This window comes from Pseudoalteromonas sp. AOP7-A1-14 (assembly GCF_052376275.1).
In the GTDB taxonomy this organism is placed as follows: domain Bacteria; phylum Pseudomonadota; class Gammaproteobacteria; order Enterobacterales; family Alteromonadaceae; genus Pseudoalteromonas.
Genome location: NZ_JBQSVO010000026.1, coordinates 1 through 13,255, shown reverse-complemented (window position 1 = coordinate 13,255; position 13,255 = coordinate 1). Strand labels below are relative to the sequence as shown.

The 13,255-nt window shown below is 39.2% G+C and carries 11 protein-coding genes and 1 pseudogene; 6 read left to right on the top strand and 6 right to left on the bottom strand.

Annotation, left to right across the window (positions count from 1 at the left end; genetic code table 11):
• Positions 1 to 115 precede the first annotated feature (115 nt).
• A complete protein-coding gene (locus ACT3RM_RS06375) occupies positions 116 to 2,173 on the bottom strand; it encodes a DNA phosphorothioation-associated putative methyltransferase (RefSeq protein ID WP_441994681.1) in 2,058 nt (685 codons plus the stop codon).
• Positions 2,174 to 2,522: 349 nt separating this feature from the next.
• Between ACT3RM_RS06375 and ACT3RM_RS06370 the strand changes: the two genes are divergently transcribed.
• Positions 2,523 to 3,398 (top strand): nuclease-related domain-containing protein, encoded by an 876-nt coding sequence (locus tag ACT3RM_RS06370; RefSeq protein ID WP_441992968.1) that lies wholly within the window; start codon positions 2,523 to 2,525, stop codon positions 3,396 to 3,398.
• A gap of 596 nt (positions 3,399 to 3,994) precedes the next feature.
• Here ACT3RM_RS06370 and ACT3RM_RS06365 read toward each other — a convergent pair.
• Complete coding sequence (locus tag ACT3RM_RS06365) at positions 3,995 to 4,525, bottom strand: DUF6942 family protein (protein ID WP_441836165.1); 531 nt, start codon at positions 4,523 to 4,525, stop codon at positions 3,995 to 3,997.
• Complete coding sequence (locus ACT3RM_RS06360; RefSeq protein WP_441992967.1) at positions 4,522 to 4,971, bottom strand: YaiI/YqxD family protein; 450 nt, start codon at positions 4,969 to 4,971, stop codon at positions 4,522 to 4,524. The genes ACT3RM_RS06365 and ACT3RM_RS06360 overlap by 4 nt, the downstream gene beginning before the upstream one ends.
• A gap of 135 nt (positions 4,972 to 5,106) precedes the next feature.
• On the opposite strand from ACT3RM_RS06360, the gene ACT3RM_RS06355 reads away from it, so the two are divergent.
• From ACT3RM_RS06355 to ACT3RM_RS06345, 3 genes are all read left to right on the top strand, one after another.
• The gene (locus ACT3RM_RS06355; protein ID WP_441836163.1) at positions 5,107 to 5,640 is read left to right on the top strand and encodes a lipocalin family protein; all 534 of its coding nucleotides are present in this window, start codon (positions 5,107 to 5,109) and stop codon (positions 5,638 to 5,640) included.
• Positions 5,641 to 5,795: 155 nt separating this feature from the next.
• Positions 5,796 to 7,679 carry an alkaline phosphatase PhoX gene (locus tag ACT3RM_RS06350; RefSeq protein WP_441994683.1) on the top strand — a complete coding sequence of 628 codons (1,884 nt, stop codon included), beginning with the start codon at positions 5,796 to 5,798 and terminating at the stop codon, positions 7,677 to 7,679.
• 67 nt (positions 7,680 to 7,746) lie between these two features.
• Complete coding sequence (locus ACT3RM_RS06345) at positions 7,747 to 9,411, top strand: hypothetical protein (protein WP_441994684.1); 1,665 nt, start codon at positions 7,747 to 7,749, stop codon at positions 9,409 to 9,411.
• Between the two features lie 155 nt (positions 9,412 to 9,566).
• Here the strand turns inward: ACT3RM_RS06345 and ACT3RM_RS06340 are convergent, their stop codons facing one another.
• From ACT3RM_RS06340 to ACT3RM_RS06330, 3 genes are read right to left on the bottom strand one after another with little or no spacing between them, the layout of a single operon-like run.
• The gene (locus ACT3RM_RS06340; RefSeq protein WP_441834393.1) at positions 9,567 to 9,902 is read right to left on the bottom strand and encodes a DUF3325 family protein; all 336 of its coding nucleotides are present in this window, start codon (positions 9,900 to 9,902) and stop codon (positions 9,567 to 9,569) included.
• On the bottom strand, positions 9,899 to 11,506 hold the full coding sequence (locus tag ACT3RM_RS06335; protein ID WP_441834394.1) for a PepSY-associated TM helix domain-containing protein: 1,608 nt from the start codon (positions 11,504 to 11,506) through the stop codon (positions 9,899 to 9,901). Before ACT3RM_RS06335 ends, ACT3RM_RS06340 begins: the two co-directional genes overlap by 4 nt.
• Complete coding sequence (locus ACT3RM_RS06330; protein ID WP_441834395.1) at positions 11,503 to 11,856, bottom strand: hypothetical protein; 354 nt, start codon at positions 11,854 to 11,856, stop codon at positions 11,503 to 11,505. Before ACT3RM_RS06330 ends, ACT3RM_RS06335 begins: the two co-directional genes overlap by 4 nt.
• Before the next feature lie 476 nt (positions 11,857 to 12,332).
• Between ACT3RM_RS06330 and ACT3RM_RS06325 the strand changes: the two genes are divergently transcribed.
• Positions 12,333 to 12,866: a hypothetical protein gene (locus ACT3RM_RS06325; RefSeq protein WP_441994685.1), complete on the top strand. Its 534-nt coding sequence runs from the start codon at positions 12,333 to 12,335 to the stop codon at positions 12,864 to 12,866.
• A 33-nt stretch (positions 12,867 to 12,899) separates the two neighbouring features.
• Positions 12,900 to 13,255, top strand: a pseudogene (locus ACT3RM_RS06320) (metallophosphoesterase); the annotation flags it as partial.

Sequence of the window (13,255 nt, the reverse complement as noted above, 5' to 3'; positions counted from 1 at the left end):
TCAGTTTAGGTTTGAGGAAAGTGCAAAATGCTCGGGGCGCCGAGAGATTCCAAAGAGAAGTCGGCGGTTACTTCTCTTTGGTTGCCGCCAGCAATCTGGCATTTTAAAAAGGCTCTTATTTTTTAAAAAATTTATCTCCCTTCAATTCAACACGCCAATAGTCAAACACCTTTTGTAAAATAGGCCAATTGGGCCACTCTGCTTTGGCTACGCCTTTGAGCATATCAGCTAACTTTTTATCAAAGCGTTGTTGGTTTTTGTATTCGTTACTGCCTTTTTGTAAATAATCTACTTTGTTATAAAAGGGCTGGTAGGGGTAAATATCGCCATAGTAAAAATAGTCTATATCTTGCTCTAGCATTTTTACTTTTATTCGCTCAGTGAGTAGCGGCAGCTTTTTATTAAAGTCATCGTATTTTAAAAATGTTACTTTGCCCGATCGCATATGTATTTTTACTAAATCTACGTCGTCAATATCGCCATACAATTGCACTGCACAGCCTATGTATACACGCAGTATTGCGGGGAGCTGGTTTAAGTAACGAGTGGGTAAAATATATGAGTGGTTGTCGTGTAACTCACCGAGCTGAATTTGATCAAAGGCTTGGTAACAAGCATTACCAATATTAGCAGGTTCTGCAATTGAGAAAAGCAGTTGCTTTGCTTGCTCTAATGCTTGGTTGTAATCGCTAAAATGTACTTTTAAATCTCGCGTTAGCCTTGCAGGCATATGACTTTTAGCTTGGCGTTTACCAAATAGGCTAAGTGCAAAGTAAACCAATAAATCGTGTTTTCGCTTTTGTTGCGCTTGTTCAAATTCATTCTGTTCATAGTAGTTTTGTAGCAAGCTAAATGCTTTATTATGGCTGGCGAAATATTTGCGCAGTGTTGTACTTTGTTCAAACTCGTCATTTGCAGGTAATCGGCCAAAGTGCAGGCAATGTTGCCAAAAATCATCAAGCAATGTTTGGTGTTTCTCAAGCAAGGTTTTTTGCTGAGCTTTAGGTAGTGCTTTTGGCTGCGGCCTTTGGGTTATGTGCTGCCAGTTATAGTTTTGAAATTGCAGCTCTAGGTGATGAGCCTCTTCTAACTGAGGGCATTTAAAAATAGTGATAATGCCTTGCCCAAATGCCATCGTTTTAATATTAAGCGTTTGCTCTATGTAAGTTCTTATTTGGGCTTGGCTATAGTATTTTTGAAAGGTATTCCATTTAGTAATTACGCCATCTTTATATTGTTTAAAGTGTTCTTGTTTGGCCTCATTGGCCAGCATTACCGATACTAAAAGCAGTTTTTTAGTATGTTGGTAAGCTGCTTTTAAAGTCTCTTTACGCTCTTGTTGATCTTCAATAACATTGAGTACAAAGCCCAAATTAACAATATCACTCGTTTGTTTATTTCCGTTTGGCCTGTGTACTGGGTCCCACGCATTTATATTTAATCCGTGTGCTTCTAATTCTGTTGCGTCGTCAGCTAAGCCGCAGCCGTAATCAAGTATTGAATAATCTCCATTTAAATAACCATACTTTGCCAGTTTTTGAAAAGGTGCTGAAAGCCTATCTCGATTTATAGCAGTTAAATGGCGCTGTATTGCTTGTGGTGTATGTTCAATTATAGGTTCTGGTAGATCAGCTATTTTGTTTAGTCTGCCTTGTTCATCTAGTTCAAAGCCTTTGCGTTTAATTAAGTTCTGCCACTGCTGTTTAAAACCAATGCTTTTGGTGTTTTGGTATAAGCCTATTTGCTCACCTTCCTCGGTTATATCTTTAAATAATTGGTATTGAGGATAACTTGGGAGAACAAAGGTTTCTTTACGGTGCAAAATAGGCGGATTATTTGAGCTACTGTAATTTGTTGTTTTTATAGTTAGCTCATCAGCATCAATTATATGGCTGGTATGAAGTGCAGGGTAAGCGTATTCATCAAAGTCGGGATAGTTTAGCAGTGTAAATTTTAAGTCGCGTTTATAGAGTTTTAGTAAGTTCCACGGCTCATTAATGTTTAATTGGTTTATAGTGCTCTGAATAAAACTTAGTAGCTCTGGCTGAAGTGTTGGTTCAAGTGAGCTTTTATGTAAATAAATAGCGGTAGGTAATGATTTACCATATTTGAGTTTTTTAACTAAATCACGGTATTTAGGAAAGCTTAATGATGAGGTTAAATTGGAATCCATTAAATTGACTCGAGCAGCTAAGATAATTAAATATACATAACGCTATAACCAACGACAAATATGAAAATAGCTGCTTAGACAATTCCTCCGTGATCACACCCGAAGTTGAATTAATGATGAGTAATAGCAGCGCATGGATGCGCGTTAAGCTGTGACTTCGCCATGGACGGCGAGTACACAGAATTTACGTTCATATCATTAATTTAAATTGAGGAAACTGCAAAATGCTCGGGGCGCCGAGAGGTTCCAAAGAGATTTCGGCGGTTACTTCCCTTTGGTTGCCGTCGCAAACGCGACATGTAACTGTTTTTAATGTATAAAGAATGAGTTGTTATTACAGGAACTCATCATGGATGATTTATTAAACCAAGGTTTAAGCCTTTTAGTTATTATTGCATGCGTTTATTCTTTAATTGGCGTGTTGTTTTTTCGTATTTGGTCACACCAAAGCAATGCTAAACTTCCTATTGAGCGCAATAAATTAAAGCGAGTTGCGGCTCAAACACTCAATGAACAAGTGAATGAAAAAATAGTTGAGCTTATTGGTTTAATATTTTTAGCAACGCTTATTGTAACAATGCCCTTTGCAATTAAAGGCATTGCAGACGTATTTGCTAGCGGTAATCTCAATTATTTTCTAATTATTATAATCTTGCTAGGTTTAGCCTATGTAGCTAGAAAGCTTTGGATTAAGTCTAATCATTTAATAAAGTTAAAGCTTGGGCGTGATGCTGAGTTGGCTGTTGCTTCTGAACTTATAGAATTACAGTCACACGGGTATCAAGTATTTCATGATATACAAGCTGATGGTTTTAATATCGATCATTTAGTGGTTGGGCCAAATGGGATATTTGCTATTGAAACCAAAGGCAGACATAAACGAATAAAAGACGATGAAAATTACAAAGTTAAATTTGAAAATAATCATTTAGCATTTCCCTCTTGGTTTGAAAGTAAGCCGTTGGAACAAGCTAAAAATCAAGCAAATTGGGTGAATAAATGGTTATATGGATCAACTGGTTTTAACACGCAAGTTTTGCCTGTTTTGTGTTTTCCTGGTTGGTTTGTCGAACTCAAGCAGCGGCCACTTTTTCCAATTGTTTCACATAAGCAACTAGTGAAAACGATTCTCTCTATGCGGCAAGTAAATTTAAATCAAGAACAACAACGTGCGATTTGCTATCAAGTAATTCAGCGTTCACTGCATGAAAGTAAAGCAATTTAAAAGCGATTTTCCACGCTAAAAATCGACATCTACGATACATTCAAAGGGCATGAAGAGGTTGCTCCCCCGTGCTCATCCCCGAAATTGATAATGATGAGTAATAGCAGTGCATGGATGTGCGTTAAGCGATGCTTACACAAGGACGTGTTTCATCGTGTTTAAGTTCACATCATTAATCTCAATTGAGGAAGAAGTGTGATCCTCGGGGCGTCGTGGGATTTCGAGCGGTTCGAGATAGAGTGAGGTCAGAGTATAGCGCAGGCGAAGATGAACATTTACGTCTGCGTTTTACAGAACTATTTCAAAAGTTAGACGATTTATAAAAATCCAGGAAATACCAATTGAGTTGACGCAAGTTCGCGAAATGCGCATCGTTCATCGGCGAGTGGTTTTTATCAATACCCTGTGCAATCTCAAAAAGCACAGCGGCAACACTGGCCTTTACACATTCGATGACGTTAACACGAATAACAAAATCAAATACGAGTATGACTTCATTAACACCAAATAAAGAGGTTGAACGTAGCTATTTTTGGATAATGGTTGATCACCTATTTTAATGCTTAACTAAGTTATAGTTTGACTATTAACCCTATTTAGCAAAAACATTGTGCGGCTAATTCACTCAAGCGGAGTATTTTTATATTACTCAGTTGGCGATAGTCAAAGTAAGGACAAACAAGCAGTTTATTGGCTTTATCAATGGCAAACTCGTCATCTAACCAGTTCAATTGGGTGTTTAATAAGCCTTGTTGTAGTAAGTTTTTTGCATGGGTGCGCCCGGCTATAATATGTAAGCAACTATTATCTTCTAATTTGGGTGGGCTAAATAATAAAACTGTTTTACTGGCTGATTGCAATAGCGCCGTGTCGCGGTAGTTTTGCCAGCTAGTCGCTTGCTTTGCAAACGTGAAATGCTCACTGGGTAGTGCAAAAAGTACTTTAGCATACACATTAAATACTTTTCGCCAACCATTACCACAGGCTTGGTTAATGGTATTAATTTGCCCATTAACCAGAGGCTGTAATAAATCAAGCTGGGTAAACTCGTCCATAGGTGGGCGGTTAGCAATATATACCGCCACTTTTGGCTGCGTGTCGCCAAAACCAATTAGCGGGCTATTCATTTATTTTGTGCGAGTATTTTGTCGAGGTTATTGGCAAACTTTTGGCGGTCGCTCTGACTGAGTGGCGGTGGCCCACCGCTCATTTCTACACCGCTTGAACGCATTGTGTCCATAAAATCGCGCACGTTTAAGCGACTACGAATGTTCTCTGTGGTGTAAAGTTCACCTCGCGGATTTAGTGCCTGCGCGCCGTTATCTATAGCTTCAGAGGCAAGCGGGATATCACCGGTGATCACAAGATCGTTTTTTTCTATGCGTTTAACTATTTCGTCATCGGCAACATCAAAACCAGACGACACTTGTAAGCGGCTAATAAATTTTGATGGGGGGATGCGCATAGTGTGGTTAGCAACTAATATTGTTTCAGTGTGAGTGCGCTCAGCAGCACGGAACAAAATTTCTTTAATGACTACCGGACAGGCATCTGCATCAACCCATATTTTCATTATTAGCTCTATTTAGTAGGTAAAAAAATGATCCTAACCTAAGCTTTATTGAACCACTAGTATTAAGTGAACTTTTTTGCCAATAATACGTATTGGTTAAGCTTAAACATCACTTTTATTTTTAAGGATAATACAATGAAATTTAAACTATTTGTGCTTTTAGGTGTGCTTAGTTTCGCAGGATTAGCAGGTTGTACAGGTGTACCTGAAAGTATTACCCCAGTAAAATCTTTTTCGGTGGATCGTTTTCAAGGGCAATGGTACGAAATTGCACGCCTTGATCATTCTTTTGAAGAGGGCCTTGAACAAGTAACTGCCAATTATTCTATAAATGATGATGGTAGCGTTAAAGTGGTTAATAAAGGTTACAACACCAAAGAGCAACAATGGAGCGAAGCTCAAGGTAAAGCCAAATTTGTAGATAGCAAAGATGTTGGTCACTTAAAAGTGTCGTTTTTTGGGCCTTTTTATAGCTCGTATGTGGTTTTTAAGCTCGACCAAGAAAACTATAATTATGCTTATGTAACCGGTTACGATAAAGACTATTTATGGTTGTTGTCGCGCACTCCAACAATTAGTGAAGAGCGAAAAGCCGATTTTATTAAAACAGCTAAAGCGAAAGGCTTTAACACAGATGAACTGATTTTTGTAAAACAAAGCCCTATGTAAACCCCCTTTACACACTTTTATATCATTTTAGGCCGATTTATATCGGCCTAAAATAGTCTTTCCTAAAATATCATTTTTTTGTAAAACCACTGTCATATCGGCACGCCAAACTACGTCCGCGTTAAACCAACAATAAATAGTAACCGGAGTACAAAATGAAGCGTGTAGCATATTCTTTAATCGCCGCGGCGATTACGTTGGCCCTCACAGGTTGTGATGGTGATGACGGTGAGCAAGGTCAAGCAGGTCCAGTTGGGGAAGTGGGCACTCCTGGCGTTGATGGTAGTAATGGAACTGATGGTGTTGATGGGGCTGATGGTAGTAATGGTGTTGATGGAGAAAATGGCGTAGACGGAAGTAATGGCGGTTCTGGCCTTACTCGTTTAGCAACTGTACCCGCAGGCGCAGAAGTAACCGGTATATTTTTGAGTGAAATGGGTGACTTGTTTTTTAATGTTCAACATCCGTCTGATACAAATACAGCAACAGATAATGTCAATAATAAAGTGATTAATCGTGGCACAGTGGGGGTTTTACGCGGAATTAATTTTAACAACTTACCAAAAAACATTGTTAGTTCACCGGTGCCAGAAAGCGACTTTGAGCGCCAAGTTGTGATCTCGGCGGTCGGTGAGTATCAGATTTTAGGGCAAACGGGTGATACCTATTCGGAGCTAGGCGATAACGGCTTAGCGGGCGGATTAGGTGTTCATTATGGTATTAACAACAACCAAAAAATTCTTGAAAATAATAACCCCGATTTTAACGGCTTTATCGCATCTGGAGAAAATGAAGGCTATTTATTTACTAACTGGGAGTCATACCCAGGGGGTGTAAGCCGTTTAAAAATGTCAAAAAGTGCGCAAGGCGCGTGGTCAGTCACTGACGCTATGATGATTGACTTTGACGGTGTTAAAGGCACCGCAGCGAATTGTTTTGGTTCAGTGTCGCCATGGGGAACACCGCTGACATCTGAAGAGTGGATTGTTAATTCAACTGTTGATTCAACCACTAACGCATCGTGGAATGACCCTGCGGATACCGCTACAGATGGTATTGAAGCACTAACTGCTCCTGATTTTCCAAACCCATACCGATATGGTTATACCGCAGAGATAAAAAACCCAACAACAGATACACCTGATGTGGTTAAGCATTTCACTATCGGCCGTTACGAACATGAAAACTCAGTGGTAATGCCAGATCGACGCACCGTTTATTCATCACAAGATGATACCGGCGGCGTGATGTTTAAATTTATTGCTGACCAACCTGAAGACTTATCTGCTGGTACACTTTACGGCGCTAAGCTAACCCAAGATGCCGGTTTAAATGAGCCAACAGTCACTGGCTTTGATGTTGAATGGGTTGAACTTGCAACCAGTACTAACGCTAATATAGAAACCTGGATTAGCGAGTATGACAACATTACCAGCGATGATTATGTCGAGGGTAAAACCAGTTATATGTCGATGGCTGATGTAGAAGCATGGGCAAATGGTGATGCAACTTACCCAACCGAAGCTGATGGCGGCAGTCCTGTGACCGCAGGTAAGCCTATGGATAACCGCGCAGCATTTTTAGAGTCTCGCCAAGCGGCGCGTTTAAAAGGGGCAACTGCAGAGTGGCGTAAACTTGAAGGTATTAGCATTAACCATGACCGTGTTTTAGAAGCTATCACCGGCCAAGATATGATTGCCGATGAAGTGGTTAATAAAGCGTATATGTACATTGGTATTGCTGATTTAGATAACACCATGATTGATGATGAAGGCGATATTCAGCTTTCAAGTCGCGTAAAAGACTGTGGCGGTGTTTATCGTGCGCACATTGATAGCAACTACAGCTTAACGCGAATTGAGCCTGTGGTGATGGGAGCAACTTATCGTTCAACGCTAAATGGTTCTGAGCGCTGTGATGTGGATCAGCTTTCTCAACCTGATAACGTGATTGTTATGCGTGATGGCCGCATTATTATTGGTGAAGATGGCTTTCAAGAAAACAACACATTATGGATGTACGACCCAAAATCTAAATAAACCACTATTGGGCAAGCTTACTTGTTAAGTTTGCCCATTTTTTGCGCTAAAAAAGTGAGTCATAAAAATGAAATTTTTTATTCCCCTTTTTCTATTAGTGAATCTTGCACTAATAAATGGTTGTTTTGATAACGCCATCCAAAGTACTGTCGTTGGTGATGTTATAACGCCACCACTTCAAACAGCACCTTATAACGTGGGCGATGATATACCTGCACTTGCTTATATGCAGCACGGGGAAGTATATAACCCAGAATCGGTTATTCCGCCGCAGTGTTATACCAAAACAGAGGGCACAAATAATCCGTGCTATGCGTGTCATCAAACTGACCACAACAATAAAAATCGTCCAAATCAGATGAACGATGGTAGCTTACAAGGGGATTATCAGTTTTCAGATTTAGGCTTAAAAAATCATTGGAAAAATTTATTTATTGACCGCACTGAGTTGATTGGCAAAATCTCAGATGAACAAATTATGAGTTGGGTGAATCAAGACAATTATTCACGCTTTATTAATAAGCTTAAAGCAAACCCCGACTGGCAAGGAGAAGTCGCCGAGGTTAAAAATTTAGCCTACCCGGAACGTGCTTTTGATGAGCAAGGCTTTGCAAGCGATGGCAGCCATTGGGTCGCATTTAATTATAAACCTTTTCCCAGCACGTTTTGGCCAACTAATGGCTCAACGGGGGATGTAATGATCCGTTTAGGTAAGCCGTTTCGTGAGCTAAACGGTGAATACAATCAAGACGTGTATATGGCAAATTTAAGTTTAGTAGAAATGGCTGTAAAAGACTTATCAACCATTACCACTCCTGACTTATCAGAGCGCTTAATTGGCAAAGATTTAAATAATGATGGAAAATTAACCGAGCTTATAGCCGCTATCAGTAAACAAAGCCACTATGTTGGCGATGCCAGCCAAACTGAATTGAGTTATCAATTATACCCAGAAGACACCGAGTTTTTACATACTGTGCGTTATATTGGTGTGGACGAAAATGGACAAATTTATAATGCGCCACGTATGAAAGAAGTACGCTATATGAAAAAACATAGCTTTAAGTCAAAGCAGTTATTGGCCTCATCGTATTATAAAGAAGCTAAAGAAAAGCATTTTGAAAACTTGCCGCAAACGCGTTATTTAGGCGAGCAAGGCATTAATAATATGTTTGGCTGGACAATTAATGGTTACATTGAAAATGAAGAGGGTGAGCTGCGGCCACAACATGAGCAAGAGTTGGCCTTTTGTAATGGTTGCCATAAAACGGTGGGCTCAACGTATGACCAAAGTTTTTCGTTTCCACGTAAAGTTGAAGGGCGAGATGGTTGGGGTTACATAAATTTAAAAGCGATGACAGATGTGCCTAATAAAGGAGAGCAACAAGGTGAGTTTTTAACTTATTTTCAGCGCGTTGGTGGCGGTGATGAGTTTAGACAAAACCAAGAAATGTTAATGCGCTGGTTTAACCAAGACGGCAGCGTAAATAAAGCCAAAGTGCAGCAAGCTAAAAACCTTTACGAGCTGATCACTCCTTCAAAACAGCGTGCTTTAAAGCTTAACAAAGCCTATTTTACCATCGTTAAAGAGCAAAGTTATTTATTTGGCCGCGATGCAACCATTAACAAAGCGACTAATGTGTTAGAAACTGTTGATGAGTCTCAAGCTCCGTTAGAAAGCGATAACCGATATGTGTGGGATATGCAGTTAGACTGGCATAAATCTCCTTAAGGCGAAAGCTGAGTAATAAATTTGCAATAAAGCTACGTTATATTAAATTTGAGTCAGTAATTACTCATTAAACTATTTAACGACACAGTATCCCTACCTATTAGGCAAACTAATTTAGTTTGCCTTTTTTCAGATCACGTTTTTACTAACTAAGCCTAATAAACGGTTAAAAATAACCCAATAAGCAGTATTAGTATTAAATTGCATATACTCATGAGCTTGACCAAATTACGCTTAAAACTATAAAAAGCCATTATAATTAAAAGGCTTAGCGCCATATAGCCACAAAAAAGCAAACTGCCATAAGCACCAAATTTAACAATGCTAAGGTATAAACTTAGTAAAATACTGATCCAAGAAAACACCACGAGCCAATTACTTTGCCATTGTGCCGGTTTTTGATTAAAAACATCTCGGAAATGGGAAAACTTTGCGAGTGAAAAACCATTAAATGCCAGCAAGCAGAGGCTAAAATGCAGTAACTCGTTCACGTTTCTTGCTCCTGTTGTGTTGCTTTTTTATCGCGGTGGCGTGAATTGCTTGTTTTTTTTATTGGGTGTTGAGTACGTAATTTTTTGGCTTGTATAATAAACAAAGCGCCAAACACCAGGCATAGCAAGTCAAAGCTAAAAAGTGCCCATTGATTATTAACTAAGTAACTAACAATATTACCATTAGTTGTTAAAGCATTAACTATAGGAACGCTTATGCACGCCAGTGCATTTAACCTTGCAAAGAATAACCATTGACGCTTAGCGCGTTTAAATAATGCAAACAAAGAAACACCGAGCCAAGTTAGAAAAAACACTAGTATTTCTTTATCTGCGCGTTCAGTCATGGTTAGCGGTAATAGTCTATTAGCGATAAAAAATGCGCAGGTTGCCAATGGTAGCCCCATTAAGGTGGCTAAATTTAGTCCTTCAACTAACTTTAAACCAAATGAAGGCGATTTATTTTTCATACGCTCACGTAGGCGTTTTGCCCACATAACGCAGCCGGTGGCAATCATTGCACAACCCGCTATACCACATAAAAAATACAACCAGCGCAATAATGGTTTTGCTAAACGGCCGGTGTGCAGTGCCGTCATCGAGTCATAAAATACTTGTGAGCCGCTTAGGTTCATCCCTGATGTTGATAGTAGCTCGGCGTTCACTGCATTAAATAACAATACTGGTGAGGCATCTTGTACGCTATTTTTGTTACTAAGATAAACAGCTACAGTGGCTGATTTTTTATTAGAATCGCGAATAGTTAAGCGTGTTAAGTCAGCGTTTGGAGCCTTAGTATAAACCTGATCCAAAATAGTGTTTATGTTTATTAAAGGAGCGCTTTTTGTTGATGGTTCGGGGCGAATGCTTGTTGGAAAAGCATCATTAAATAATCCACTTAAGCCTTTTTCATACATGGTATTAGCGGGGTATGGAAACAACATAAAAATTAAAGTGATAAGCCCAGTGTAGGTGATCATTATATGAAAAGGTAAAGCTAATACCGAAGAAATATTATGCCCATCAAGCCAACTGCGGCTCCCTTTATTACGCCTAAAGCTAAACATATCTTTAAAAATACGCTTGTGAATAACGACACCAGATATGAGTGCAATCAACATAAATAGGCTGGCTAAACAAACCAGCCAACGAGCGGTTCCCACATCAATATAATGTAAGTCAAAATGAAGCCGGTAAAAAAAGTTACCACCTTTGGTTTCTCTTGGTACATCAGTGATCTGGTTGGTGTTTGGATCTAAATAAGTGGTTTCAAACGGTGCTCTGCGCTGTCCTTCTTCGCGCGGCTTAGCATAGCCATAACTTAGTAGTGCGTTACGCGCGTCAGGTAATGAAATTCGCCACTGCGGTGAATTTGGAGCCGTGTTTTGTAAGTTTTTTATAGCTGCTATTATTTGTGTTGGCTGCATTGCAACACGCTCAGACTGATGTGTTATTTGATGCGCCTCGGGCTGTGACCAAAGCGTGACTTCATCGCGAAAAAAGCTAATGGTGCCTGAATAATAGATTAAAAATAATAACCAACATACCAGCAGCCCAACCCAAGTGTGTAGCCACGTCATCGAACGAAAAAAACTCTCTTTCATAATCCGCTCTTAATCAAAGTAAGTGCCAGTGTGGTGAGGCCAGTTGTTAGTAAAATAGTGATCCAAATGCGGGCTAATGACTTTACTGTAAACGACCAAATAAATACGCAGGTATAAACAAATACCGAAATTGTAGTGCTGATGAGCACAGCATCGAGCTTACTTAAAGGAAGTACGAGCGCCAATAAGCATATAAAACAGCTGGTGAATACATAGCCACCAACAATAGCCGCGATAAAACGAAGAACCACCTTATATTTATAACTATTTGATAATAATTTGTTTTTAATTTTGGGTGTGAGTATGCGTGGCTGCGCGAGCGTATCCGTACTGAGGAGGTTAGTTTGCATTACGGTCCTTTATAAATAGCGATTGAAATTGCATAAACGCTATTATATATCCTATAAATAAAAAAGATAGTGATTGCTATTTGCATCTTTAGTTTTTCTACAGTGTTGTACAAATCTATTCCTTTTGCTTTAAATTTATCGTACTTAATTGTTAGTTAATGATAGATAAGGGTTTTATAAGGTTATATTTTTTTGTGAACATAATTGATTGAATTATTATTTTAATTTGCATAGTTAATAAATATTTTATTCTTAATTTGTGTGGTTGTAACACCGTTGACTTATGCGTTTGTTAGCATTTTTTTGACATTTAAATAATGAGTAAATGTATTTACTTTCTTTGAGTGTTTGTGGATTGCATGTATTACCCCAAGGTTTTGCTCGTTTGTATTTATTGAGTGTTAAACCCTACTCATAAAAATGAAAGTAGCGCTGGATAATTGCTGCTTGCTAATTTGCTAATTTATGGAGAAAAAATGAAAACTATACCCCCGGTTATCCGATCATTTAGTATTGTTTTTTTAGCTTTAGGGCTGTTTGCTTGTGACGGTGATGATAAAACAGTTGAGGTGCCTGTAGAGGTTGAAGTGCCTGTTGAGGTCGAAGTGCCGATAACTGCTAACCCCGAGCATGCTTTACTCAATGATCCATTTTTACAGTTACCAACGGAGGATTCAGTTAATGTTGTTTGGTTTACAAACTTTGAAGGTACTGAACATACGCTGTTTTATGGTGATGAATCAACCTCAGAAATAACGACAACAAAATTAACACGTATGATGGAAGATGCATCATCTGCACAATTTGAAAAAGAATATGAGAGCCTGACTTACCGCCCTGTATTTCGCCATGAAGCTACGGCAAAAGGACTCACTCAAGGTGAACGCTTAGATTATTCTATTTCAAGTAAAGATGGTGAGGGGTTTGAGTTTACAAGTAAATCGTTCACATTAGCACCGGCTCCGGCTAAAGGTGCTGCGTTAAAAATATTACTGACCTCAGATTTATAATCAAAGAAAAATGTAGCCGCAAATTACCAAAAAGTGGTTGAAACGGTAGGTATACCTGATGCTGTATTGTTTGCTGGAGATTTTGTAAATGTGCCTGACCGCGCTTCTGAATGGTTTGATCAAGTAAAAGATAATGCCCCCGGGTTTTTCCCTGCATTACAGGGGAAGTATCAAAAGTATCTACCTGGTTTTCCTTATAATGGCGGTGAAATTCTGCAAAACGCCCCTTTATTTGGCAGTATTGGTAATCACGAGGTGATGGGGCGCTATAACCCTACCAAAGAAGGGTACAGCCTAAGTGGCGGGTTTAACGATCCACAGCCAGCGTGGTATGCCGAAATTGCTTATGAACAAGTAAAGCAGGATGTTAACCCAACGAATGATGCCGA